Here is a 24,520-nt window from a genome sequence, read left to right as displayed (position 1 = left end):
GGACTGCGCCCGCCTCGGCTTCGTGCCGGGGCGGGCGCTTTGTCGTCGGTGCCGCCTGTCGTCGCGCTCCGAGGGATGCCGAGCCAGTCACCCATCCGGGGCAGTGAGCGCCAGAGTTGGCAAGAGCGCGGGACGGGCGCATCTTCCGGCTCCTTCACCCACCACTCTCCTTATGTGGAATGAGTTCAAGACGTTCGCCGTGAAAGGCAACGTCATCGACCTGGCCGTTGGCCTCGTGCTCGGCGCGGCGTTCGCGACCATCGTCTCGTCGCTCGTCGACGGCATTGTGATGCCGCTCGTCGGGCTGCTGATCGGCGGGGTCGACTTCACCAACATCTTCTCCGTCCTCAAGGAGGGCGCGACGCCGGGGCCCTACGCCACGCTGGCCGCCGCTCAGGAGGCGGGCGCCGTCGTGCTCCAGTGGGGCACGCTGATCAACAGCATCGTGACCTTCTTCCTGGTCGCGCTCTCGATCTTCTTCGTGGTCCGCTGGATCAACAACCTCCAGAAGGAGGAGACGCCCGAGACCGAGGCCGCCCCGGAGCTGACGGCCGATCAGGTGTTGCTCACCGAGATCCGCGACGCGCTCGTCGCCCGGCAGCCGTAGCCGACCCCGCCCGCCTCGGCCGTCGTGCCGAGGCGGGCGATGGGGCTAGCCGATCCGGTCGAATCCGGCGTACGCCGCCAGGCGCTCGGGCAGCACGATGGAGCCATCGGCCTGCTGGCCGTTCTCCAGCAGCGCCGCCACGATGCGCGGCAGCGCCAGCCCCGACCCGTTGAGGGTGTGGACGAACTGCGGCTTCTCGCCCTCGGCCGGGCGGAAGCGCACGTTGGCCCGTCGCGCCTGGTAGGACTCGAAGTTGGACACCGACGAGACCTCCAGCCAGCGGCCCTGGCCCGCGCTCCAGACCTCCAGGTCGTACGTCTTGGCCTGCGTCACGCCGAGGTCGCCCGAGGCGAGCACGAGGCGGCGGTAGGGGAGGTCCAGCGCCTGCACCGCGCGCTCGGCGTCCTCGCGAAGCTGCTCCAGGTGGTCGTAGCTCTCCTCGGGGCGGACGAACCGGACCAGCTCGACCTTGTCGAACTGGTGGAGCCGGTTTAGCCCGCGCACGTCCTTGCCGTAGCTGCCCGCCTCGCGGCGAAAGCAGGGCGTGTAGCCGGTGTACTTGATGGGGAGGACGTCCGGCGGCAGGATCTCGTCGCGGAGGTAGTTGGTCAGCGGCACCTCGGCGGTCGGGACCATGTAGAGGTCGTCGGCGGCCGTGTGGTACATCTGCCCCTCCTTGTCCGGGAGCTGCCCCGTCCCGATGCCCGAGGCCTCATTGACCAGGATCGGCGCCTGCACCTCGGTGTAGCCCGCCTCGGTGGCGAGGTCGAGGAAGAGGGCGATGAGCGCCCGCTGCAGCCGCGCGCCCTGGCCGATGTAGAACGGGAAGCCCGCGCCGGTGACCTTGGCGCCACGCTCGAAGTCGACCAGCCCGTGGCGCTCGCAGAGGTCCCAGTGGGGGAGGGGCTCGAAGTCGAACGTCGGGACCTCGCCGATCTCGGCCTCGACCACGTTGGCGTCCTCGCCGCCGACCGGCACGCTCTCGTGGATCGGGTTGGGGATGGCCAGCATGGCGTCCCGCAACTCGGCGTCCAGCCCGCGGACGGTCTCTTCCAGGTCCCTGGCCTGGGCCTTGACCGCGTTCGACTCGGCCAGGAGCGAGGCGGCCTCGTCGCGCTTGCCCGCCTTCATCAGCGGGCCGATCTCGCGGCCCAACTCGCCCTGGCGCTGCTGGACGCGGTTGAGCGTGGTGACGGCCTCGCGGCGGCGCGTGTCGAGGTCGAGCGCCAGGCCGACGGTGGCGGGGTCGCCGAGGCGCTTGGCCTCCATCGAGCGGCGCACGCGGTCGGGGTCGTCGCGGAGGAGGTCGAGGTCGATCATCACGGTCGGGGAGAAGCGGTGCGCAAAGCTAGCCCGGCTCGGTCGGCGGCGGCCCCGAGGCGGGCGCCTTCGCAGGCTCTCCGCCCGGGGGACGGACGCTGGGATCCAGGTCCGGCTCTCCAGTACCTTTCGGCGTCTCCCCCCGAGCCTCCCGTGCGCGTCCTCCTCGCTCTCGTCCCCGTTCTGCTCCTCGCGGCGTGCCAGCCTGCCCCGGCCGTCGGCGCGGCCTCTGACCTGCCGGGCACCACCTGGTCGCTCGAACGGATCGTCCCGACGGATGCCGCGGTGGTGCGCGGGTCGGGCCAGCAGGTTTCGTTCGGGCCGGAGGGCTCGCTCGCGATCGCCTCCTGCAACCAGTGCTCGGGTCGCTACACGGTCCGCGACAGCGTGCTCACGGTCACCGACGCGCTGGCGTGCACGCGGCGGGGCTGCCCGGTCGGTACGGTCGAGCTGGAGCGTTACCTCAGCGGGACGTCCGTGCTGCGGCGCGAGGGCGCCTTCTTGGTCGTTCTCCCGGACAGCGTGGACGCCCAGGTCTTCTTCGTCCCGGCCGACCAGTAGTAGGTCAGGCGGGAGCGTCCAGCCCGAGCCGGTCGCGGACGGCGTCGAGCGCGGCGTCCAGTGAGCGGGGACGGAAGCCCAACTCGCTCTCCGCGCGAAGGATCAGCAGGCCGCCCTGGAGCGGACGCGGCGCGCCCGGATGCAACGCGGCGGTCGTCGCGGGCGCGATCAGCCCGGCGTCGAGGTCGAACGCCTCGGCGACGCGGTGGGCCACGCCGAGGATGGACAGGCTCTCGCGGCCCGAGAGGTGGAACACGCCCGAGCGCCGGAAGCGCACGATCCGCAGGATGCCGTCGGCGAGGTCGTCGTCGTAGGTCGGGGTGCGGAGCTGGTCGGCGGCGACGCGGACGGGGCGCCCGGCGCGCAACTCGCGGATCAGCCAGCGGACGAGGTCGAGCCGCGGCACGACGCCCGCAGGGGCGCCGAACACGAGCGTCGTCCGCGCGACGGCCCAGTCGGTCAGCCGCGACGCCTTGAGGGCGTTCTCGGCGGCCAGCTTCGAGCGTCCGTACGCGTTGAGCGGCGCCGGGCGTGCGGTCTCCGCGTAGGGCCCGGCGGTGCCGTCGAACACGAAGTCGGTCGACGGCAGCACGAGGCGCGCGCCGTGGCGCTGGCAGGCCGCCGCCATCGTCGCGACGGCGTCCACGTTGAGGGCCCAGCAGGCCTCCCGGTCGGCCTCGCAGGCTTCCACCTGCGCCAGCCCGGCGGCGTGGAGCACCACGTCGGGCGCGAAGTCCTGGATCATTCGCTCCACCGCGTCGCCGTCGAGCACGTCGAGGCGGGCCGTGCCGCCGCGCGTGCGGACGACCGCCGTGCTCAGCGAGGTCGCCAGCACGTCGGCGCCGGGCAGGCGGGCGGCAGCGCGCGTGAGCGCCTGCCCCACGAGCCCGTTGGCGCCCGTGATCAGGATGCGGGGCGGGAACACGTCAGTCGCCCCGGCGCTCGGCGACGGAGGCCGCCAGGGCCTCGGCGATGGACGCCAGCGAGGCGCCCGGCGTGAAGACGTGGTCCACGATGCCGCGCGCCATCAGGTCGTCGGCGTCGTCGGATGGGATGGTGCCGCCGGCGACCAGCAGCACGTCGTCCAGCCCGGCGTCGTCGAGCAGCGCCCGCACGCGGGGCAGCACGGTACCGTGGGCGCCCGACAGGATCGACACGCCGACCGCGTCCACGTCCTCCTCCTCGGCCGCGCGGACGACCACCTCGGGCGTCTTGCGGAGGCCGGTGTAGATCACCTCCATCCCCGCGTCGCGGAGGGCGGCAGCGACCACCTTGGCCCCGCGGTCGTGGCCGTCGAGGCCGACCTTGGCGATGAGGACGCGGATCGGGCGGGAGAGCGTGTCGGGCATGCTGGAACCTACAGCTTGAACCGGAGGCCGAGCCCGGCTCCGAGGTCGAAGTCGGTGTCCTCGATCAGCTGGAGGCGCGGGGAGACGAGGCCGTAGATCTCGATCTCAGGGACCAGGTCGACTTCCAGGCCGACTCCCAGGCTCACGCCGAAGTCGTCGGTCGGGCCGCCGGTGCGGACGAACAGGCCGGGGCCGTAGAACACGGACGCAGTCCGCGATCCCTGGAGACGGCGCTCGCGGAGCAGGTAGTGGCCTTCAGCGGAGACCGACTCGTCGAGGTCCCAGCCGACCGCCAGGATCACGGAGCCAGCCCCCTGGCCGAACTTGAGAGAGAGGCCCGTCGGGTCGCCGACCTGGCCGCCGATGGCGAACTGGGCGGAGGCGGGGGCGGCGAAGACGAGAGCCAGCGTGAGAACGAAGAGAGGACGCATGGAGAGAGGGGAAGGGTGGTGGGCCCCCATCAACGCGCAGTCAGCCGCCGGGCTCCCTCTCGCTCTCCGGTGGGTCGAGAGGGAGCGCATTGAGGTGCTCCCGGAGGTCGTCGGCCTCGTCGAGGCGGAGGCGACCGGCCAGGACGAGGCGCAGCTCGCGGCGCCGGGCGGCGGCGTCGTAGCGCGCCTGCTCCTCGTCGGTCTCGGGGGCCAGCGGCGGCACCGGGATCGGGCGTCCGCTCTGGTCGACCGCCACGAAGGTGTAGAACGCCCGGTTGCAGTGGCGGCGCTCGCCCGTCGCGTTGTCCTCGGCCCAGACCTCGATGCCGACCTCCATCGAGGTCGTGAACGCGCGCGTGACGGCCGCCTCCAGCACCACGACTTCCCCGAGACGAACCGCGGCGCGGAAGTCGACCGAGTCCACGCTCGCCGTCACGACCGTCCGGTTGGAGTGGCGTTGGGCGGCGATGGCGGCGCACACGTCCATGAAGTGCAGCAGCCGCCCTCCCATCAGGTTGCCGAGCGTGTTGGTGTCGTTCGGCAACACGAGCTCGTTCATTCGACACGTGCCGACGGAGGGCGGCTTTGCAGTCACGGTAGCGGAGGGGGGCGTATGGAGGCAGAGGGGAACCGGAACGTGACAAACTAGGCTCGTGCCGGGGCCGACTCCGGGCCTGGGACGGGATTCGCGGGGAGAGACGGCTGTCCCTTCTACGCGCATGGCCAACGTTTCCCCCTCACTCCGACTGAAGCGGGTTCTCTGGAGAGCCGTGCACGGAGTGTTCTACCTCGGCGTGCGCCCGCTCGCACAACGAGTGCCGTTCCGGACGCTGGACCGCCTCGGTGGGGTACTGGCCGTCCCGATGGGGCTGCTGCTCGTTCTGTTCGGGGGGCACCATCGGCGCCGCTATCTGCGGCAACTGGGCGAGCCGGCGACGGGACTCCCGCTGATCCGCTACTGCATCCGGGAAGTGCGGTCGCGGCTCCGCGAGACCTTCAGCTACCTCCAGCCTGACGTGCCGATCCAGGTTCGGCCCGGCGCTGCCGCCTGGGCCGAGCTGGAGGGTGCGTCCGTTCTCGTGTCGTGGAGCGCCTTCGGGACCGTCCGCATGGGCATCTGGACGACGGAGACCCGGTGCCGCTTCGTCCGGATTCCGTTCAGTGGTGAGGGGGGGGCGTTGCCGTCGGAGGTGCCGGACGTCACGCAGCGCTGGATCGCCGAGAAGGCGCGAGTTCGCGACGAGGCCTTCTCGGCCACCCAGCTGGTCCCTGGCGGAAGCGTGACGCAGTACCTCCGGGCGCTGCGCTCGGGCACGCCGCTGCTCATCCTGCAGGACGTAATCGTCGAGCCGGGCGCCGTGCCGAACCAGTCGCTTCTCGGCCTGTCGGTGCCCCTTCCCACCGGCGCCGCCCGCCTCGCGCGTGCCGCGGACGCGCCGGTCTACGTCCTCACCGGTGGCATTCAGGATGGCGTCCCGTGGGTGGACGTCGAGGGGCCGATCCCGAGCCACGAGCGCGCGGTGCTGGACCGCATGGAGGCGTTCATCCGGGCCGAGCCGTGGGCCTGGGCCCACTGGGACCTCGCGCTCCGCAGGGCCGCCCCCGCGACCGAGGCCGCCGAGGTGGTGTCCGAGGCGAGCACGGCGCCTGCACCTCAGCGGGTGCCGGCCGTCGCCGCCCATGCGTGATCAGGTCTTCTGCGGCTGCTTCTTCGCGGCCGGGAAGAGGACGTTGTTGAGGATCAGCCGGTAGCCGGGCGAGTTGCGGTGCAGCGACAGGTCCGTCGGCGGGTCGCCGACGTAGTGCTGGTAGTCCTCCGGGTCGTGGCCGCCGTAGAAGGCGAAGAAGCCCTGACCGGCCGGGCCGTAGAGGTAGCGGACCGCGTCCGTGGTGGGGCTCTTCGCGAGCACGACCACGCCGGGCTTGATCATCTCCGGCTGGAAGGCCGTCGTCTGGCCCATGAAGCCGCGCACGCTGGCGACGTGGTTCTGCGTCAGCATGGTGGGGACGGGGTCCCAGCGGGCGGAGAACTCGAAGAGCGTGAAGTAGTCCGTGAGCGGGTTGCGGAGAGCGGGCGGCGGCGGGTCGTCGATGTCGGCGTGCTCGTATTCCATCACGTTGAGTTCGGGATGGAAGTCCTGGAAGGCGAGCGTGCCGGAGTAGTCGAGCATCCCGCGGACGCCCGGCGTCTGCCCGTCGCCGTCGATCTCGGCCGGGACGATGTCGAGCCCGGCGGCGGCGAGCGCGAGGTCGAACGTGTCGGCGCCGGAGCACATCGCGAACAGGAAGCCGCCCTCGACGACGTACTGGCGGATGGCCTGCGCGACGGCCAGCTTGAGCTGGCTCACCTTCGCGAATCCGAACGCTCGCGCCGATGCCTCGGCCTCCTGCTGCTGCTGCTGGTACCAGGCCGTCGCGCCGTAGGCCGAGAAGAACTTGCCGTACTGCCCCGAAAAGTCCTCGTGGTGGAGGTGCACCCAGTCGAACTCGCCGAGCCGCCCGGCGAGCACGTCGGCGTCGTAGATCGTCTCGTAGGGCACCTCGGCGTAGGTCAGCGCCAGCAGGACGGCGTCGTCCCAGGGGAGGGTCTGGTCGGGCGCGTAGACGGCGATGGTCGGCGCCTTCTCCAGCCGGACGACCGACGTGTTGGCCGCGGGCGACTCGGCGTCGGCGACGGCCTGGGTTCCGTTTACCCGCTCGAAGCTCACGCCGCGCGCCCGAAGCTCGGTCTGCAGGTCCGCCTCGGCGGGGACGACGAACGACCCGCCGCGGACGTTCAGCAGCCAGTCCACGTCGAGGCCGCGATCGAGGGCGACGTAGACGGCGCCGTAGGCGCGGAGGTGATCCGCCTGCGCGTCGTCCATGGGGATGAGCAGGTCCTGCGCCGCGGCGGGCAGGGCGAGGAGGGCGACGAACAGGAGGACGTAGGCTCTCATTCCGTTATTGCATGTAATCTAGGAGGCCCCCAGCGTGGCGCGGAGCCGGCGCAGCGCCTCCCGCGCCTCGGGCGCCAGCGGGGAGCCGGGGAAGCGCTCCAGAAGCCTGTCGTACCGCTCGGCGGCGGTCGCCGGGTCGCTCAGTTCGCCCTCGTAGGTCCGCGCCTGGAGGCGCAGGGCTCGGTCCAGGAAGAACGACATCGGCTGCTGGGAGAGGAGGGCATCCAGCACGGCGACGGCCTCGGCGGGCTCGCCGCGCTCGAGGAGCACGGAGGCACGGAGGTAGAGGGACTCGTCGGCAAGCGCGTGCGCGGGGGGAAGGTCGGCGTCGAGGGAGTCGAGTGTCGCCAGGGCCTCGGCCGAGAGGCCGCGGCGGTGGCGGAGCGCGGCGCGGCCGTAGACGTACAGCGGATCGGCGGAGAGGTCGACGTCGGGGCCCGGCAGCACGTCGGGGTCAAGGGCATCGTTGAGCGTCACGCGGAGGGCGATGGCGTCATTGGCGGCCTCGGCGGCCGTGTCCTCGTCGAGGGCCTCGGCGCGGGCGAGGGCGGAGTACATAAAGCCCTCGTAGAAGTCGATCAGCGCCAGCTCGTAGCGCGCCTGCTCCGCGAGCGGGCCGATTCGCACGGACTCGTCCACGTCCGCGAAGCGCTGGCGGGCCGTGTCGAGGTCGCCGCGGCGAAGGGCGACTTCCCCCAGCATCAGCCGGGCGCGGTTGGCGATGCCGACGTCGCGCCCCGCAGCGGCCTCGGTGAGCCGGGCCTCCGACCCATCGAAGTCCCGATAGACATCGCGCAGCAGGTCGGCGAGGAGGAGCGCCGTGCGCGGGCGCTGGTCGCTGATGGGGTAGCGGTTGAGGTAGGCCGTGTAGGCAGCCTTCGCCGAGTCCGCCGCGGGTGTGGGGCCGAGGTCGGCGCGTTCGCGGTCGTCGCGGGCCTGTTCGTCCCAGAGGCGCGCGCGCGCGAACAGCGCAGTCCGCGCTGCGGGGCGGTCGGGGTGCCGGTCCAGTACCTCGTCGAGGGCGCGGGCGGCGGCCTCGGGAGCGCCCGCGGCGGCGGCCTGAGCGGCGAAGATCACCAGCGACTCCCCCTCGTCCTGCTCCAGCCGGTCCAGCGCCCGGACGGCGTCGAGCGCCACGTCGTACTCGCCCTGTTCCAGCGCCAGCCACGCCTGCAACTCCCGGACGCTCCGGTCCAACGGGTCGAGCGCGGCGGCTCGCGCGAAGGCCGTCGCGAACGCTTCGGGAGCGCCCTGCCCGGTGACCATCCGCGTCAGCCGGGCCTGGACGACGGGGCGGAGCGCCGGGTCGCCAGCGAGCGCCTCCAGGTACAGCGCGACCGCGCGGGGGTAGTCGAGCGCGAGGCCGTAGACGTGCGCCAGCTCGACCGACGCGATGGCATCGCCGAGGCGGTCGCGGCCCTGCTGCAGGATGGCCGCCGCCCGGTCGAAGAGCCGAAGCGTGCCCAGTTCGTTGACCACGAGGCGGTAGGTCTGCGCGTCGTCCGGCGCGAGGTCTACGGCCTCGGCGAAGGCACGGTCGGCCTCCTCGGTGCGGTCGGCGCGGTAGAGGGCCGTGCCGCGAGAGGCGAGCAAGGCCGGCGACGGGCCTTCCCGCTCGATGCGGCGCTCCACCAGGGCGACCACGTCGTCGAAGCGGCGGGCGGCGACGTAGGCCTCTTCCAGCTTGATCAGGACGGCCACGTCGGCGGGGCTCTGGGCGAGCAGGTCCTCCAGGAGCGCCGTCGCCTCGTCGACGCGGCCGTTGGCGAGGAGCGTCGCCGCGAGCGCGTAGGCCTGCGAGCCCGTCGGGGCGGCGTCCACGATCGGGCGCGGGCGGGGGATCGGGACCTGCGCCGAGGCGGCCGGGCTCGTCCACGTGGTCACCCCGAGCGACGCGGCCAGGAGAGCGAATCGGAGCCGGGAGGTCGACGGAGTCAGCACGGACGGGCGGGGGCGGGTCGGCAAGGTAGGGAGGCCCGGCGTGGGCACCGCTATCTTGGGCGCCCGCCGTCAACGCCCCGGACGCGCCGTTCGTGCGGCGCCGCTCTATGCTCCCCGACCTTCGCCCGCCCGCGCCGCGCCCCGGCGCCGACCCTCGCGGCGTCGCCGTCCTCGGCTCGACGGGCTCCATCGGCGTCCAGACGCTGGAGGTGGCCGCGCGCTTCCCGGACCGGCTGCGCGTCGTGTCGCTGGCCGCGGGCACGCGCTGGGAGACGCTGGCCGAGCAGGCCCGGGCCGTCCGCCCGGAACGGGTCGTGATCGCGGACGAGAGCGCCTACGCGTCCCTCCGCGGCGCGCTCGCTGGCACTGGGATCGACGTGGCCGCAGGGGCGGAGGCCGTCCGCGCCCTCGCCGAGGACTCGGGTGCCGAGATCGTCGTCGCCGCCATCGTGGGCGCCGCGGGGCTCCGGCCGACGCTCGCAGCCGCCGAGTCGGGCAAGACCATCGCGCTGGCCAACAAGGAGTCGCTCGTGGTGGCGGGCGCGCTCGTCCGCGACGCCGCGGCGCGGTCCGGCGCGGTCGTGATCCCGGTCGACTCCGAGCACTCGGCGCTGTTTCAGTGCCTCGTCGGCGAGCCGGAGGGCTGTGTCGACCGTCTCGTCCTGACCGCCTCGGGCGGCCCGTTCCGCGAGCGCCCGGCGTCCACCTTCGGCGCCATCACCCCCGCCGAGGCCGTCGCCCACCCCAACTGGTCGATGGGGGCGAAGATCTCCGTCGACTCGGCGACGATGATGAACAAGGGGCTCGAAGTCATCGAGGCGCACTGGCTGTTCGACATCCCGGCGGACCGGATCGACGTGGTCGTCCACCCCGAATCGATCATCCACTCGGTGGTCGAGTTCGTGGATGGCTCGTCGAAGGCGCAGGTGGGGCCGCCCGACATGCGGGTGCCCATCCAGGTCGCGCTCTCGTTCCCGGACCGTTGGCCCGCCGACCATCCGCGCCTCGACTGGACCCGCACCGGTCCCCTCACGTTCGAGGCGGCCGACACCGACCGATTCCCCTGCCTGGGCCTGGCCTACGCCGCGTTGCGTGCGGACGGCTCGTCCCCGGCTGCACTGAATGCTGCCAACGAGGTCGCGGTCGCCCGCTTCCTCGACGGCTCGATCCGCTTTCCCGACGTCCCCCGCCTCGTCGAGGCCGGTCTCGCGGTGGCCCGCCCCGCGGGCACGCTCGACGACCTGCTCGCCGTTGACCGGGACGCCCGCCGCGCGGCCTCTGAGGCCCGCGCTCCCTACACTGTCTGACGGCCCGGCCGTCCCCCGTACCTGATGGAGGCCATTTTCAACTCGCTGTCCTACTTCCTGTGGGTCGCGCTCGCGCTCGGCGTGCTCGTGTTCGTCCACGAGCTGGGCCACTTCCTGGCCGCGCGCCTGTTCGGGATGCGCGTGGACGCGTTCTCGCTCGGCTTCCCGCCGAACCTCCTCTACAAGAAGGTGGGCCAGACGGAGTACCGGCTGGGCGCGATCCCGCTCGGCGGCTACGTCAAGATCGCGGGCATGGTGGACGAGAGCATGGACGCGGAGGGGCTCGAAAGCGACCCGGAGCCGGACGAGTTCCGGTCGAAGCCGGTCTGGCAGCGCAGCATCGTGATCTCGGCGGGGGTCATCTTCAACCTCGTCTTCGCCGTCATCCTGTTCGCGGCGCTGGCGCTGGCCTACGGCCGCTCCTACACGCCCGCCGAGAACGTGCCGCTGGAGATCGCGGAGGGCTCGGTGGCGGCCGAGATGGGGCTCCAGTCGGGCGACCGGGTCGTGGCCGTCAACGGCGAGCGCATCGAGCGCTTCGAGGAGGTGTTCACGCCGGAGTCGCTCGCGGGCGACCCCTTCGAACTGACCGTGCTCCGCGCCGACGGCGAGGCCGTGCTGACGGGTCCCGAGGGCCTCGCATCGCAGCTGTCGCGCCTGTCGACCGAGGTGGAGCGGGCGGGCGACGACGCCTCGCTGGAGTCCGTCTTCGGCATCTCGCTGCGGCTCCCGCCCGTGCTGGCATCCGTCTCGGCCGGGTCGGCTGCCGACGAGGCGGGGCTCCAGGCCGGAGACCGCATCCTGTCCATCGGCGGGCAGCCGACGGTGTCCTGGGACCGCCTCACCGAGCAGGTGCAGACCAGCGGCGGCCAGCCCGTCGAGGTCGTCTGGGCACGTCCCGACTCCCTCGGCGCGGCCCGCCCGCCCGCCCGGCTCGTCGAGCGCCGGGGCGCCGCCAACGTTTACGCAGCCGAGATCGCCCCCCGCGCGTCGGGCGAGACCTACCAGCTGGGCGTTCTGCTGGACGCGACGGCCATCGGGCAGCGCACCGAGACCCTCGGCCTCGGCGCCGCGCTGGCCTCGGGCGTCGACCGCACAGTGGGCAACGTGACGGCGACCTTCGGCTTCATCGGCAAGCTGGTGACCGGCCGCGAGAGCGTCCGCGACAACGTCGGCGGGCCGCTCATGATCGCGAAGCAGTCCAAGGAGGCCGCCGACCGCGGGCTGCGCGTGTTCTGGGAGTTCGTGGCCTACCTGTCGATCGCGCTCGCAGTGTTCAACATTTTGCCCATCCCGGCCCTCGACGGCGGGCACCTGGTGTTCCTCGCCTACGAGGCCGTCGTCCGCCGCGAGCCGTCGCTCAAGGTGCGGCTGGTGGTGCAGCAGCTCGGCGTCGCGCTGATCCTGGCGCTGATGGTGTTCGTCATCTTCAACGACGCTGTCCGCTGGTTCGGCTGAGCCGGGTGAACGTTTTCGGAGGCCGGGCATTGGAACAAGCCAGACCCCCGGACCCATGAGCACCGACCCCGACTCGACCCCCATCGACGGCCCCGACCCCATCGACGACCGCGATCCCGAGGTGTCCGGCGACGAGGCCCCGCAGGCGATGCGGCTCTTCAACGAGCCCACCGAGGACGACGTCCGCCTCGACCCGTCGAACCCGGCCTTCGACCGCGTCCAGCAGAGCAAGGACGTGGACATGGAGTACGAGCGCGAGTACAACCGCCGCTACGTGAAGGCGCACGGCGACCACCACGGCCACGAGCCCATCGAGGGCGACGACGCCGAGTGACGTGCGATCCAGACGCCCCGTCCGTTGGAGGACCGTCTCCCCTGGATCCATGCGCCTCGTTTCCGTCGCCTGCCTCGCCTTGCTGTTCGCGTCGTCCGTCTGCGCCCAGGAGGGGCTAAAGCTCCACGCGGTGGCTGACGGCAGCGAGACGCTACAGGAGGTCCTGCTCGACCTGCCGCTGACCGCCATCGCGACCGTCGGGCTGGAGGAGGATGCCGATGGCACGTTTGCAGTCACGGTCTGGCTGGAAAGCGGCCCCGCCGCCGATCTGGCGCGGGTGACGACGGCGAAGGCGGGCTCCGTCGTCGCGGTGACGCATGGCGGGCGCGTGCTGGCGATGCCGCGCATCGCGTCCACGGTGCCGAACGGATTGGTGACGCTCCCCGGGTTCTCCCAGGCCGACGCGGAGGCGCTGGCGGCGTCGCTACGGGGGGACGAAGCGGTCGTGCCGAGTCTCCCGCCTTCAGAGCCGGCCCGGCCGGTGACGCACTCCCCGCCTCGCCCGTGGGGGCGGAGCGTCTCTCAGGCGCCCCCCGCTACGCCCGCCGACGAGCCCCTCGCCCCCTGGGAGCGCCCGACTCCCACCGACGAGCCGCTGGACCGCACGCCTCTGTCCGCCTCGGATGGTCCGTCGGTGGCCGCACGGGCGTTCGTGGAAGCCATTGACGGGCAGGCGTGGGGCCGCGCTGCCGACCGGCTCCACCCCGACGCCCAGGCCGCGCTCCGGGAGGATGCAATCGGCCTGCTCCGCCTCGACGGACCGACGGTGATCGTCCGCGACGGCCTGCAGGAAGGGGCGTTCGCGTTCGCGTCGGTGCTGACGGGGACTGCGCCCGCAGACCTCGGTCGACTATCCGACCGCGACCTGGCGGCGCTCTACCTCGCCGGCCTCGACGTGCTGGGAGTGTGGGGGCCGCCCGGTCCGCCGGTGTCGGTGGTCGGCGAACTCGCCGATGGGCCAGTAACACACGTGCTGCTGCGCGCCCCGGACGGCCTCGATGGTGGCACCTCGGCGGTGACGGCCGTCACGGTGCGTCGAGACGTGGCGGGGGCATGGCGCGTCTTGCTGACCAACCCACAGGGCTTCTGACGGGAGGTCCCCTCAGGCTTCACGCACTCCGATCAACCCGGTGCGTGCGCGGAGCGTAGGCGGCGCCCCTCCCCGCTGATGCCATGCCTCGCGCCGCGCTCGATCTCGCACCCGGAGTCCGCCCTCGCGTGGTCGTCGTCGGCTCAGGGCACGGCGGGCTGGAATGCGTGCTCGCGCTGGAGAGCGCGGCCGTAGACGTGCTCCTGGTGGATCAGAACAACTTCCACACGTTCCAGCCGCTGCTGTACCAGGTCGCGACGGCGGGGCTGGACGTGAACGACATCACGCAGCCGATCCGCCACATCGTCCGCTCCCAGGCGAACACCGAAGTCCGGATGGGCACGGTCGTCGGTGCCGACTTCGAGGCGCGGACGCTGGCGCTGGCCGACGGGGGGACGATCCCGTACGACGTGCTCGTGCTGGCACCGGGGGCGGCGACGGCCTACTTCGGCGTCGAGGGGGCCGAGGAGCACGGCTTCCCACTCAAGAGCGTCGGCGACGCGGTCGCGCTCCGGTCGCACGTCCTCCGCCAGTTCGAGGCGGTCGCGTCCGACCCGTCGCTGCTCGACACGGGGGCGCTGACGACCGTGGTGGTGGGCGGTGGCCCGACCGGCGTCGAGATGTCGGGCGCGCTGCGCGAGTTGTTCGGGGTGTTGTCGAAGGACTTTCCCGCGGTCGAGGTGGACCGGGCCCACGTGGTGCTGGTCGACGGGGACCGGCTGCCGCTCTCCGGCTACGACCCGTCGCTGCGCGAGTACGCCCGCGAGACGCTCGTGGGCAAAGGCGCCGAGGTCCGCCTCGGCGTCAACGTGGCCACGGTCGACGCGGACGGCGTGACGCTGGCCGACGGGCAACGCATCGCTGCGAAGACGGTCGTCTGGGCTGCGGGCATCCGCGCCCACCCGCTCGCCGACGCGCTGGGGCTGGAGCAGACCCGCGGTGCGCGGCTCGTGGTCGATGAGACGCTTCGCCCACCCGGTCACGACCGCGTGTTCGTCGTGGGGGATGCGGCCGGGGCGACGGACGCCGAGGGCGCGCTCTACCCGCAGGTCGCGCAGGTGGCCATCCAGCAGGGCAAGCACGCCGCAAAGCTGATCGAGGCGATGGACTCGGGCGACCTCGCCGCCATCGACGAGCCGTTCGTGTACGACGACCTCGGCCAGATGGCGACCATCGGCCGGAACGCGGCCATCCTGCAGCTGCCCAGCGGCTTCACGCTGACCGGCTTCCTGGCCTGGGTCGGGTGGCTGCTCGTCCACCTCGTGAGCCTGGTGGGCTTCCGGAACCGTGCGGCCGTCTTCGGCAACTGGTTCTACAACTACCTCACCTACGACCGCGGCCCGCGGCTCATCCTCGGGGCGCCGCGCCGACCGGCGCGCGTAGCTTCCCCCGCCGCGCCAGACGCATGATCCCCGTTCACGATTCGCCCGCCCTCGCCGCCGTCCGCGACGCCCTCGTCGCTGCCGACCGCGTCGTCATCACGACGCACCTCCGGCCCGACGGCGACGCCATCGGCACGGAGATCGCGGTCGCTCGCGCCCTCCAGGCGCTCGGCAAGACCGTCCTCGTGCTGAACACCGACAAGGTGCCGCGCAACCTCGACTGGCTCGCCGAGGAGCAGCCGGCGGGCCTGATGGCGGTCTACGAGTCCGGCGACCTCGCCCAGGCCCAGGCCGTCGCCGAGGCAGACGCGCTCCTGGTGGTCGACGCCAACGCGGCTCACCGCCTCGGGGCCGTCGGAGACGTGTTCCGCAAGTCGGGGCGACCGGTGCTGCTGATCGACCACCACCCGGACCCGGAGACGTGGTTCGACGCGCCCTGCGTGCGTACCGACACGGCCTCGGCGGCCGAGATCGCCTACGAACTGATCGCGGGCATCGACCCGGCCCTGGTCGACCGGGCGGTGGCGACGGCGCTCTACGTCGGCATCATGACCGACACCGGCTCGTTCCGCTACAGCGCGACGACGCCGCGGACGCACGCCATCGTGGCCGACATCCTGGAGCGCGGCGACGTGGCGCCGGAGCCGATCCACATCTCGATCTTCGACGGCCGCAGCCGCGAGGGGCTGGCGCTGCTGAGCGCCTCGCTCGCCACCATCACCACCCACTACGAGGGCCGACTGGCGACGATGTTCGTCACCCAGGACATGCTCCGCCAGTCGGGCGCCTTCTTCGACGAGACCGAGGGGCTGATCAACTACGGCCTGTCGCTGGACGGCGTCCTCGCGGCAGTCATCTTCCTGGAGCTGTCGTCCGGCGTCAAGCTGTCGTTCCGCTCCAAGGGCGACTGCCCGATCAACCAGTGGGCGAGCCGGTTCGGCGGCGGTGGGCACGCCAACGCATCCGGGGCCTTCGTCAAGGACGGCCAGCTCTCGCGCACGATCAAGGACGTCGTGGACTCGGCCCCGATGCACATCGTCGCACCGGGCGCGACGGAGGACGACGATGACGACGGGGGACTTTCTGAGGCAGACCTCGCCCTGCTCGCCCAGTTTAAGGGATCGATCGACTGATCCCGCGTGGTGGCCTGTGCCGGCATGCAGGGCGGTGCGGTCTGCGCCGGATTCGCCGGCCCCTCATCTCCTCCGTCTCGTCCCGAACCCGAAGGCGGGATCCTGGCAGCCTCTCGACACCCGAGCCTGCCGCTCGCCCCCACGCTCTCATGATCCACCTCGTCTCCGGCGACCTCCTCGATTCCCCGACCGGGCTCCTCGTGCTCCCCGTCGACGGCGACGGACCGGAGGCGTGGCGCGCGGCGCTCGGCCCCGCATATGAGACCGCGCGGACGGACGCAGCGGCGGCGAAGCGTCCGGCCATGCTCATCCGCCCTGACGGCTCGCGCGTGCTGGTCGTCCGCCTCGGCGACGAACCCGGCCTGGAGCGCTGGCGCTGGGCGGCGGCGGCGGCGGCTCGGCAGGCGGACAGCCTCGACCTCGACCGCGCCGTGCTGGCGCTCCCCCCGGGGGAATCCGCTGACGTGGCGGCGGCCCTCGTGGAGGGCTTCCTGCTCGGCGGGTACCGGTTCGACGCGTGCCGGTCGGAGGACCCGCAGGACCCCGTCGCGCTCGGGCTGTGGGCGGAGACCCCGTCCGACGGCCTGACGGCAGCGGTGGGGCGCGCGGCGGTCCGCGCCGAGGCGACGGCCTGGTGCCGCGACCTCGTCAACCTCCCGCCCGACGCCAAGATGCCGGCGGCGCTGGCCGACCTGGTCGCCGAGGTGGCCGAGGACGCGGGCGTCCGCTGCGAGGTCTGGGACAAGGACCGGATCGAAGCCGAGCGGCTGGGTGGCGTGCTCGGCGTCAACCGTGGCAGCCTCGACCCGCCCCGCTTCGTGACGCTGGAGTGGACGCCCGAGGGCACCGAAGCGGACGCGCCGGTCGTCCTGGTGGGCAAGACGGTGACCTACGACACCGGCGGGCTGTCGCTGAAGCCGACCAAGGACTCGATGGACTTCATGAAGGCCGACATGGCGGGCGGGGCGGCGGTCGCCGCGGCCGTCGTCGGCGCCGCGCGGTTGGGGCTGCCGCTCCGCGTGATCGGGCTGCTGCCGATGACCGACAACCGACCGGGCGGACGCGCCTTCGCGCCCGGCGACGTGCTCACGATGCACTCGGGGGCCACTGTCGAGGTCCTCAACACGGACGCCGAGGGGCGCCTCATCCTCGCCGACGCGCTCAGCCTCGCCCAGCGGCTCGACCCGCGCTGGGTGCTCGACGCGGCTACGCTGACCGGCGCGCAGGGCGTCGCCCTCGGCGAGCGCGTCGCGGCCGTCCTCGCACGGCACGAGGACCGCGACCTCGCCGACCGCGTCCACCGCGCGGGCGACGCCACAGGCGACCTGTCGTGGGTGCTGCCGCTCTACCCGCACTACCGCGAGCAGTTGACGAGCGACATCGCGGACCTGAAGAACGTCGGGGGGCGAATGGCGGGGACCATCACCGCGGCGGCGTTCCTGGAGGCGTTCACGCGCGACGCGGCGGGCGACCCGGCGTATCCGTGGGTCCACGTCGACCTCGCGCGGCCGTCCTTCCTCAACGCGGCCTACGGCTACCGGCCGAAGGGCGCGAGCGGCTTCGGCGTCCGCCTGCTGCTGGACCTGTTGGTGGACGAGGCCGGGGGGGATGCGCGCCTCGCATCTGAACCCGGCCCCTGGACCTCCTCCTGATGCGCGACCGCCCTCTTCTCGCCGTCAGCCTGGGCGATCCCAACGGGATCGGTCCCGAGGTGATCCTGAAAGCCGCTCCGTCCGATCTCGGGGCCGACCTGCTCGTGGTGGGTAGCGCGGCGGTGCTGGGCGCACAGGCCGAGGCGCTCGGCCTCGGGCCGGTCCGCGAGGTGACCCATGCGGACCAAGCGGCGGGGGAGGGGCTCGCCATCCTCGACCCCGACCCGGGCAGCGAGCCGGTGCTCGACGTCGGTCAGACGACGGCGGAGGGGGGGCGGCGCGCGATGGAGGCCGTCGCGTGCGCCATCGACCTGGCGCTGGCGGGCGACGTGGACGGGATCGTCACGGCGCCGATCTCGAAGGAGGCGATCCAACTCGCGGGCTACACCGTGCCCGGCCACACCGAGTTCTTGCAGCAGCGGACGGGCGCGTCGACCGTCGTGATGGTCCTCGCGGCGGACCTCCCTGCCGGGCCGCTCCGCGTCGCGCTGGTGACGATCCACGTCCCGGTCTCCGCCGTCCCGGCGCTCGTCTCGCCGGACCGCATCCAGCGCGTCTGCCGCACGCTCGCCGACGCGCTCCACGCCGACCTCGGCATCCCCGCGCCCCGCCTCGCCGTGCTCGGCCTCAACCCGCACGCGGGCGACGGCGGCGTGATCGGGACGGAGGAGATCGACACGATCCGCCCGGCGCTCGACGCGCTCCGGGTCGACGGGCTCGACGTGTCCGGCCCGCACCCGGCCGACGCGTTCTTTGGCCGGGGCGGCTGGCGCCACGCCGACGCCGTCGTGGCGATGTACCACGACCAGGGCCTCGCCCCGTTCAAGGCGCTCGCGCAGGGGGCCGGCGTGAACGTCACGCTCGGGCTCCCCATCGTGCGCACGAGCCCGGACCACGGGACGGCGTTCGACGTGGCTGGGAAAAACGTGGCCGACGCATCGTCGATGATCGCCGCGATCCGGATGGCGGCCCAGATGGCCGCCCGCCGCGCCGGCTGATGCCCCCGCCTCGATGCCGAGGCGGAGGGAGCCGGTGGGTCAGGGCCCGGCCGAGAACGTCGGATCGCCGCCGCCGTTCACCGCGATGAAGTCGAGCGACCAGGGCGTCAGGTGCTCCATCGTGATCGTGTAGTACCCCTCCGGCGTCCGGTCGCCGAGGTCGAGGCGGACCTCGACGGCGCTGTTCGCCCGGAGCGCGTCCACGTAACGGAACACGAGCCGGCCCGACGGCGCGAGCGTGGGGTCGCCGCCGGCCTGGATGGAGATGAACGCGCCGGAGAGCTCGACGCGGAGGCCGAGGTTCACGGGCGTCCCGGGCGTGAGGTCGAACTGGCGGCGGACGACGCCGTCGCGGAGGTAGACGACCTCGCCGCCCGTGACCGTCGGCGTGGCGCCGGTGTCCTGCACGCCGACCACGAGGCTGCTGCTGCCCGGCGTCCCGGCCACCACGCGCACGGCGCCGGTCGTGGTCGCGCCGGACGGCATCTCCTGAACGAAGACGGCCTCGGTCGCGAACTGGGAGCCGGGGCTGAAGACGAGGCCGCGCCCGTTCCGGGTCGCGAACCCGCCCGCCTGCACGGACGCCGCTAGCGCCGAGCCGTTGCCGAGCCCCTCGGTGCCCATGCCTGACGTCGAGTAGAGCGACGGGACGGCGACGACGCCGTAAGTGCTGCACGAGCGGCCCCGCGCGCAGCGGATCTCCATCGTCCCGGCGTCGGTCATCAGCCCGTTGGGGTCGGCCGGCTGGAGCCACATCGGCCGGGGCACGGCGGGCGCCTGGAGCGTGGGGTCGCCGCCGGTGGCTGCCATGAACGAGAGGTCCTCGACGCCGAACTGGGCGTCGGTCGTCTGCAGGAGCGCTTTCTCGAACACGGCCGGGATCGCGGTCTCCACCTGCGCGATGGCGACGGCGACGGCGTCGCCCTGGAGCGTCGCGCCCTCGATCTGGATCATCACGCCCTTCGGGTCAGATGTGCGGAACGCCGCGACGGCGACGAGGGCCGAGTCGAGGAGCGCGCCGCCCGGCCGCTCCAGCCGGCTGGAGAACGCGAGGCCGGACAGCTCGAGCGGCCCCTCGTCGCCCCACATCCGCGCGATGCGCCGGGTGACGGGGGTGCCCGGCGCGACGAACGCCGAGTCGAGGAACGCCACGCCGCCATCCGGCAGGAAATCGAGCACGTAGACCATGCGCGCACGAGCGGACTGGGCGTCGGTCCCGAACCGGAGGTCGGCGAAGCCGCCGCTGACGGAGCGGAGGTTGACCGCGACGGAGTCGAGGAAGCCGGTCCCGGCGGCGCCCATCGCCCCGGCCTCGAAACGGCTGGTGCCGGTCGCGAACGGCGACGCGCCCTGCGGGAAGGCGTACGACACGCCGCCGCTGTTCTGGAGGCAGGTCAGGAGCGCCGCGTAGGCCGGTCCGCCCGAGACGCCGAGGCCCCCAGCGACGGGTGTGAGCGTGGACCCGCGCAGGCCCTCGTGCTGCAACCCGCCGAACGCGGGCGCCGCCACGCGGCAGCCCTCACGGTCGGCCACCGTCGCCTCGGCGATGGCCCCCAGCCGGGCGGCCGGGCGGGCCTCGCGGACGAGGTGCACGTCGAGCGGTCCCGCCGCCAGCTTCGTGAGCGACTGGGCGGGCGTGGCCGTGCCGTCGGCGAGGCGGAGGCGCCAGAGGTAGACGCCCGCCGCGAGGTCGGAGCGCGGGTCGAGGCGGCGGCCGAGCACGTCGTATAGTTCGACCTCGGCCGCCTCGGCGTCGTGCTGGACCGTGAGCGGACCGGCGCCGAGGGGGTTGGGGTAGGCCGTCGCGTGCTGGGCGTGGGCCGCCGTGGCGAGGACGAGGGCGAGGAGGAGCGGAAGGGCGCGGAGCATGGGGAGGAGGGAGGGTCGATCGTTCATGCGCGATCTGGGCCGAACAGGTATCACGGCATTTTCCGCCGCCGCGTGCTCCCCTGGCCCGACCTTGCAGCGCACCCCGCCCGACCCGTGCCCGCTCCCTACACCGCCCTCGCCCCCGGCTACGACGCCGTCATGGCGCACGTCGACTACCCGTTCTGGGCGGCCTACCTCCAGTCGCTCCTGCGCGAGCATCACCCCGAGGCGGAGACCCTCGTCGAACTGGGCTGCGGCACCGGCGCGCTGGCCGTGTCGCTCCAGCCGTACGGTCCGCCCCCGGGCGGCTACGCCTACCGCGCCTACGACGGCTCCGAGGCCATGGTCGAGGTCGCCCGCGAGCGCGTGCGTCAGGCCGGTCGGCCGGTGGCGCTCGGCACGCTCGCGTTCGGCGACGCGGTCCCCGGCCCGCCCGCCGACGTGGTGGTGCTCGTGTACGACGGCCTGAACTACCTCCTCGACCTCGACGCAGTCACCGCCCTCCTCGCCAGCATCCGCGACGCGCTCGCGCCGGGCGGCGTCGCGATCATCGACCAGTCCACCCCGGCCAACTCGGAGAACCACGCCGACGGGTTCGACGACGCGGGCGAGACGGACGCGTTCGCGTACCAGCGCACGAGCCGCTACGACCCCGAGACGCGCCTCCACACGACCGACTTCGTGTTGACGCTTCCCGACGGGCGCGAGGTCACCGAGACGCACCACCAGCGGGCGTACACGCTCGACGAGGTCCAGGCGGCGGCCGAGGCGGCCGGGCTCGTGCCCGTCGCGGCCTACGACGGCTTCGAGGAGGAGGACGCCGACGAGACCAGCGAGCGCGTCCACTGGGTGTTCGCCCGAGCGGACGACGTGGTCGAGGCGGCGTAGCTTGGGCGCTCTCTCTTTCGCCTCCGTGGACCCCGCCGTCGACTCTGCCCCCGATTCTTCCGCGCCGCCGTCGGCCGGTGCGCCGCGCGAGCGTCCGCTCGTGGAGATCCGCAACGTGGCCGCGGGCTACACCGACCCCAATGGCTCGCGCGTCGAGGTCACGTCCGACCTCAGCCTGACGCTCAATCGGGGCGAGATGGCCTACCTCATCGGTCCGACCGGGAGTGGCAAGTCGACCATCCTGAAGCTGCTCTACATGGACGTGATGCCCGAGTACGGGCTCGTCCGCGTGGGGCCGTACCAGTCGGACACGACCAAGCCGAACGACATTCCCTTGCTGCGGCGGATGCTGGGCATTGTGTTCCAGGACTTCCAGTTGCTGCCCGACCGGAGCGCGTACGAGAACGTGGCCTTCGCGCTCTACGCGACCGGCAAGCGGGGCAAGGAGGTCAAGGAGCGGGCGCTGCAGGCGCTGTCGGAGGTCGGGCTGGGACACCGCGCGAAGGCGCGGCCGAGCGAGATGTCGGGCGGTGAGCAGCAGCGCGCGTGCATCGCGCGGGCGCTCGTCAACCACCCGCGCCTCCTCCTGGCCGACGAGCCGACGGGCAACCTCGACCCCCGCGTGGCCGACGAGATCCAGAAGCTGCTCGTCAAGGTCAACCGCCAGGGGACGGCGCTCCTGATGGCGACCCACGACTATCGCCTCGTGAAGGCCTTCCCGGCGCGGACGCTCGCGCTCGTGCGCGGCCGGCTCATCGAAGTCGACCCGGCGTCGCTGTAGTGACGCGCTTCGGGTCCGTCGTTCTCGCCCTCCTCGTCGCCACCGGGTGTGGCGACGCGCCGCCCGAGGCCGGGCCGGTGGGCACGTCCGAGGTGGACTTTGCGGCCGTCGAGCGGGCCTACGACGCCTGCCTCGACGGGGCCGTGGACGAGGGCGTCGCGTCGTTGGACTCGGTGCTGGCGCAGTCGCCGGGCGCCCCGGACGCGCTCGTCGCGCGCGGCCTCTGCCGCTGGGCTCGCTCGGAGGACCGGGAGGCCCTTGACGATGTGCAGGCGGCCTACGACGACCTCACGTCCGCGATCGAGGCCGTCGAGGCGGGCACGCCTGCGCGTGGATCGGCGCTCGACGAGATCTACAGCCACCGCGCCTTCGTCGCCCAGACCCTCGACGACGGCTGGGTGCGGACGCTGGAGGACCTCGACCAGGCGGTCACCCTGGAGCCCGACGAGCCACGTCACATCCTCGACCGCGGCGTCGTCCAGTCTTACCTCGGCGACACGCTGGCCGCGCGGTCCGACCTGGAGCAGTACCTCGTGCTGGCCGACTCGTTCGAGGTGAGCGACCCCGCACGGCGTGCCGTGGTGGAGAGGCTGCTGGAGGATCTGACGCCTGCCCGCACCGCGGCGCGGTAGCGGACGGCCCGCCTCAGAGGCGTCAAATGGTGGAGGGATGTCGCGATGTCTCTGCGTGCGTCGAGCGCGCAGGTGCAGGGAACGGCCCTATCTTCGCGGCTTCCGTCCTCACCCCCTCGTCCGCCCCATGGAGCTCCTCTCCGTCGTCATCGACGCCATCAACAACGTGCTCCGGTGGCCCCTGGTCATCGGGCTGCTCGGGACGGGCCTGTTCCTGACGATCAAGCTCGGGTTCGTCCAGTTCCGCCGCCTCGGCCACGGCTTCGCCGTCGCCACCGGCCGCTACGACGACCCGGACGAGCCCGGCGACGTGACGCACTTCCAGGCGCTCACGACGGCACTCAGCGCGACGGTCGGCGTCGGCAACATCGCGGGTGTGGCGCTGGCGATCCACATCGGCGGCCCCGGCGCGCTGTTCTGGATGTGGGTGACGGCGCTGCTCGGCATGGCCACCAAGTACTCCGAGGTGACGCTCGCCCAGCAGTACCGCGACGTGCACGTGGACCAGGACGGCAAGGCCTGGGAGGGCTCCGTCTCCGGTGGCCCGATGTACTACATCGAGCGCGGCCTTGGCCGCAACTGGAAGCCGGTCGCGATGTTCTTCGCCTTCGCCCTCATGCTGACGTCGTTCATGACGGGCAACGCGGTCCAGGCCAACACGGTCGCCACGCAGGTCTTCGACTCGTTCGGGGTGCCGGTCTGGATCACCGGCCTCATCACCGCGACCATCGTCGGCGTCGTGATCCTGGGCGGGATCAGCCGCATCGGCAAGGTGACCAGCATCGTGGCGCCCGTGATGGCCGCCGTCTACGTGGCGGGTGCGTTGCTCATCCTGATCCTCAACATCGGCGCGATTCCGGCCGCCTTCGTCCGCATTTTCTCGGAGGCCTTCAACCCGGTCTCGGGCGTGGCGGGCACCGGCGCAGGCGTGTTCCTGCTGACGATGCTGTACGGCGTCCAGCGAGGGCTCTTCTCGAACGAGGCCGGGCAGGGCTCGGCGCCCATCGCGCACTCGGCGGCCAAGACCGACGAGCCGGTCTCGGAGGGCGTCGTGGCGCTGCTGGAGCCCTTCATCGACACGATCATCATCTGCACGATGACGGGCCTCGTGCTCGTCACCACGGGCGCCTTCGAGGCGACCGCTCCGGCCGCCGTCGACCTCGACGCGTCCAACGTGTCCATCGTCGAGGGGTCGCGAGAGGCCGGCTACACGACTTACCTCGGCTCCGAGGCCATCTCCTACGCCAACGGCGTCCCGGAGAACGGCGCAGGCCCCCGCGTCGGCCGCTTCACCGTCGGCATCGACTCGCTCTTCCTGGACGAGGCGCAGACCGTGCCGTTCACGGGCACCATCGATGCTGCGACCAAGGCCGTGCTGACGGCGGACGGGCAGGTCGTGGAGACGTTCTACGCCAACACCGTCCGCACGAGCGCGCCGCTGACGACGCTCGCCTTCGAGCGAGGGCTGTCGCCGATCGGCCTCGGCGGAGTGGGACGCTTCATCGTGCTCATCTCGGTGATCCTGTTCGCGGTGTCCACCTCCATCTCGTGGAGCTACTACGGCGACCGCTGTGCGAACTACCTGTTCGGCACCAAGGCCATCCTGCCGTTCAAGGCCATCTTCGTGGTGATGCACTTCGTCGGCGCGGTGCTGGCGGTGACAACCATCTGGGACCTCGGCGACGTGGCGCTCTCGCTCGTGACGCTGCCCAACGTGCTCGCGCTGCTGCTGCTCTCGCCGGTCCTCAAGAAGCTGACCGACAGCTACTTCGAGCGCCGCCCGTGGGTCGAGAACGAGGAGGCACACAAGAAGGCCAAGCAGGAAGGCCGCCTCTAGGGCGCGAGGCCAGG

The 24,520-nt window shown here is 72.4% G+C and carries 23 protein-coding genes; 15 read left to right on the top strand and 8 right to left on the bottom strand.

Annotated elements, in window-relative coordinates; genetic code table 11:
- Positions 1 to 172: 172 nt before the first annotated feature.
- Positions 173 to 607, top strand: a complete 435-nt coding sequence (gene mscL / locus B1759_RS01415; RefSeq protein ID WP_095513245.1) for a large-conductance mechanosensitive channel protein MscL — start codon at positions 173 to 175, stop codon at positions 605 to 607.
- A gap of 45 nt (positions 608 to 652) precedes the next feature.
- Here mscL and serS read toward each other — a convergent pair whose 3' ends face one another.
- The gene (serS, locus tag B1759_RS01410; RefSeq protein ID WP_095513244.1) at positions 653 to 1,927 is read right to left on the bottom strand and encodes a serine--tRNA ligase; all 1,275 of its coding nucleotides are present in this window, start codon (positions 1,925 to 1,927) and stop codon (positions 653 to 655) included.
- Positions 1,928 to 2,080: 153 nt separating this feature from the next.
- On the opposite strand from serS, the gene B1759_RS01405 reads away from it, so the two are divergent.
- Positions 2,081 to 2,488, top strand: coding sequence for an META domain-containing protein (locus B1759_RS01405; protein ID WP_158225056.1), 408 nt, complete (start codon positions 2,081 to 2,083; stop codon positions 2,486 to 2,488).
- A 4-nt stretch (positions 2,489 to 2,492) separates the two neighbouring features.
- On the opposite strand, the gene B1759_RS01400 is transcribed toward B1759_RS01405, so the two are convergent.
- From B1759_RS01400 to B1759_RS01385, 4 genes are read right to left on the bottom strand one after another with little or no spacing between them, the layout of a single operon-like run.
- A complete protein-coding gene (locus B1759_RS01400; RefSeq protein WP_095513242.1) occupies positions 2,493 to 3,413 on the bottom strand; it encodes an SDR family oxidoreductase in 921 nt (306 codons plus the stop codon).
- Position 3,414: 1 nt separating this feature from the next.
- Positions 3,415 to 3,837 (bottom strand): cobalamin B12-binding domain-containing protein, encoded by a 423-nt coding sequence (locus tag B1759_RS01395; RefSeq protein ID WP_095513241.1) that lies wholly within the window; start codon positions 3,835 to 3,837, stop codon positions 3,415 to 3,417.
- An 8-nt stretch (positions 3,838 to 3,845) separates the two neighbouring features.
- The gene (locus B1759_RS01390) at positions 3,846 to 4,268 is read right to left on the bottom strand and encodes a hypothetical protein (protein ID WP_095513240.1); all 423 of its coding nucleotides are present in this window, start codon (positions 4,266 to 4,268) and stop codon (positions 3,846 to 3,848) included.
- A 40-nt stretch (positions 4,269 to 4,308) separates the two neighbouring features.
- Entirely contained in the window at positions 4,309 to 4,827 is a 519-nt protein-coding gene (locus tag B1759_RS01385) for an acyl-CoA thioesterase (RefSeq protein ID WP_095513239.1), read from the bottom strand.
- A 235-nt stretch (positions 4,828 to 5,062) separates the two neighbouring features.
- On the opposite strand from B1759_RS01385, the gene B1759_RS01380 reads away from it, so the two are divergent.
- Positions 5,063 to 5,956 (top strand): hypothetical protein, encoded by an 894-nt coding sequence (locus B1759_RS01380; RefSeq protein WP_143537225.1) that lies wholly within the window; start codon positions 5,063 to 5,065, stop codon positions 5,954 to 5,956.
- Here B1759_RS01380 and B1759_RS01375 read toward each other — a convergent pair whose 3' ends face one another.
- Both B1759_RS01375 and B1759_RS01370 read right to left on the bottom strand, forming a co-directional pair.
- Complete coding sequence (locus B1759_RS01375) at positions 5,957 to 7,204, bottom strand: asparagine synthetase B (protein ID WP_095513237.1); 1,248 nt, start codon at positions 7,202 to 7,204, stop codon at positions 5,957 to 5,959. It abuts the gene before it with no gap.
- Positions 7,205 to 7,222: 18 nt separating this feature from the next.
- The gene (locus tag B1759_RS01370; protein ID WP_095513236.1) at positions 7,223 to 9,145 is read right to left on the bottom strand and encodes a tetratricopeptide repeat protein; all 1,923 of its coding nucleotides are present in this window, start codon (positions 9,143 to 9,145) and stop codon (positions 7,223 to 7,225) included.
- A gap of 107 nt (positions 9,146 to 9,252) precedes the next feature.
- Between B1759_RS01370 and B1759_RS01365 the strand changes: the two genes are divergently transcribed.
- The 8 genes from B1759_RS01365 (at position 9,253) to pdxA (ending at position 18,499) form a co-directional block, all read left to right on the top strand.
- The gene (locus B1759_RS01365; protein ID WP_095513235.1) at positions 9,253 to 10,452 is read left to right on the top strand and encodes a 1-deoxy-D-xylulose-5-phosphate reductoisomerase; all 1,200 of its coding nucleotides are present in this window, start codon (positions 9,253 to 9,255) and stop codon (positions 10,450 to 10,452) included.
- A 24-nt stretch (positions 10,453 to 10,476) separates the two neighbouring features.
- Entirely contained in the window at positions 10,477 to 11,910 is a 1,434-nt protein-coding gene (rseP, locus tag B1759_RS01360) for an RIP metalloprotease RseP (RefSeq protein ID WP_095513234.1), read from the top strand.
- Positions 11,911 to 11,965: 55 nt separating this feature from the next.
- Entirely contained in the window at positions 11,966 to 12,244 is a 279-nt protein-coding gene (locus B1759_RS01355; protein WP_095513233.1) for a hypothetical protein, read from the top strand.
- 49 nt (positions 12,245 to 12,293) lie between these two features.
- On the top strand, positions 12,294 to 13,334 hold the full coding sequence (locus B1759_RS01350; protein ID WP_095513232.1) for a hypothetical protein: 1,041 nt from the start codon (positions 12,294 to 12,296) through the stop codon (positions 13,332 to 13,334).
- 83 nt (positions 13,335 to 13,417) lie between these two features.
- Positions 13,418 to 14,743, top strand: coding sequence for an NAD(P)/FAD-dependent oxidoreductase (locus B1759_RS01345; protein WP_095513231.1), 1,326 nt, complete (start codon positions 13,418 to 13,420; stop codon positions 14,741 to 14,743).
- Positions 14,740 to 15,849, top strand: coding sequence for a bifunctional oligoribonuclease/PAP phosphatase NrnA (locus B1759_RS01340; protein ID WP_095513230.1), 1,110 nt, complete (start codon positions 14,740 to 14,742; stop codon positions 15,847 to 15,849). Before B1759_RS01345 ends, B1759_RS01340 begins: the two co-directional genes overlap by 4 nt.
- Positions 15,850 to 15,998: 149 nt before the next feature.
- A complete protein-coding gene (locus B1759_RS01335; protein ID WP_095513229.1) occupies positions 15,999 to 17,501 on the top strand; it encodes a M17 family metallopeptidase in 1,503 nt (500 codons plus the stop codon).
- On the top strand, positions 17,501 to 18,499 hold the full coding sequence (pdxA, locus tag B1759_RS01330) for a 4-hydroxythreonine-4-phosphate dehydrogenase PdxA (protein ID WP_095513228.1): 999 nt from the start codon (positions 17,501 to 17,503) through the stop codon (positions 18,497 to 18,499). Before B1759_RS01335 ends, pdxA begins: the two co-directional genes overlap by 1 nt.
- Before the next feature lie 39 nt (positions 18,500 to 18,538).
- Here the strand turns inward: pdxA and B1759_RS01325 are convergent, their stop codons facing one another.
- Positions 18,539 to 20,368: a T9SS type A sorting domain-containing protein gene (locus B1759_RS01325; protein ID WP_095513227.1), complete on the bottom strand. Its 1,830-nt coding sequence runs from the start codon at positions 20,366 to 20,368 to the stop codon at positions 18,539 to 18,541.
- Positions 20,369 to 20,482: 114 nt separating this feature from the next.
- Between B1759_RS01325 and B1759_RS01320 the strand changes: the two genes are divergently transcribed.
- The 4 genes from B1759_RS01320 to B1759_RS01305 all read left to right on the top strand — a co-directional run bounded on the left by B1759_RS01320 (position 20,483) and on the right by B1759_RS01305 (position 24,506).
- Complete coding sequence (locus B1759_RS01320; RefSeq protein ID WP_095513226.1) at positions 20,483 to 21,256, top strand: class I SAM-dependent methyltransferase; 774 nt, start codon at positions 20,483 to 20,485, stop codon at positions 21,254 to 21,256.
- A 25-nt stretch (positions 21,257 to 21,281) separates the two neighbouring features.
- Complete coding sequence (locus B1759_RS01315) at positions 21,282 to 22,037, top strand: cell division ATP-binding protein FtsE (RefSeq protein WP_095513225.1); 756 nt, start codon at positions 21,282 to 21,284, stop codon at positions 22,035 to 22,037.
- Entirely contained in the window at positions 22,037 to 22,669 is a 633-nt protein-coding gene (locus B1759_RS01310; RefSeq protein ID WP_095513224.1) for a tetratricopeptide repeat protein, read from the top strand. Before B1759_RS01315 ends, B1759_RS01310 begins: the two co-directional genes overlap by 1 nt.
- Before the next feature lie 127 nt (positions 22,670 to 22,796).
- Positions 22,797 to 24,506, top strand: a complete 1,710-nt coding sequence (locus B1759_RS01305) for a sodium:alanine symporter family protein (protein WP_095513223.1) — start codon at positions 22,797 to 22,799, stop codon at positions 24,504 to 24,506.
- The last annotated feature ends 14 nt before the right edge of the window (positions 24,507 to 24,520 follow it).

It is taken from the genome of Rubrivirga sp. SAORIC476, assembly GCF_002283555.1.
GTDB lineage: Bacteria > Bacteroidota > Rhodothermia > Rhodothermales > Rubricoccaceae > Rubrivirga.
The sequence above is the reverse complement of the archived record's forward strand: the minus strand, read 5'-3'. Positions and strand labels throughout refer to the sequence as shown.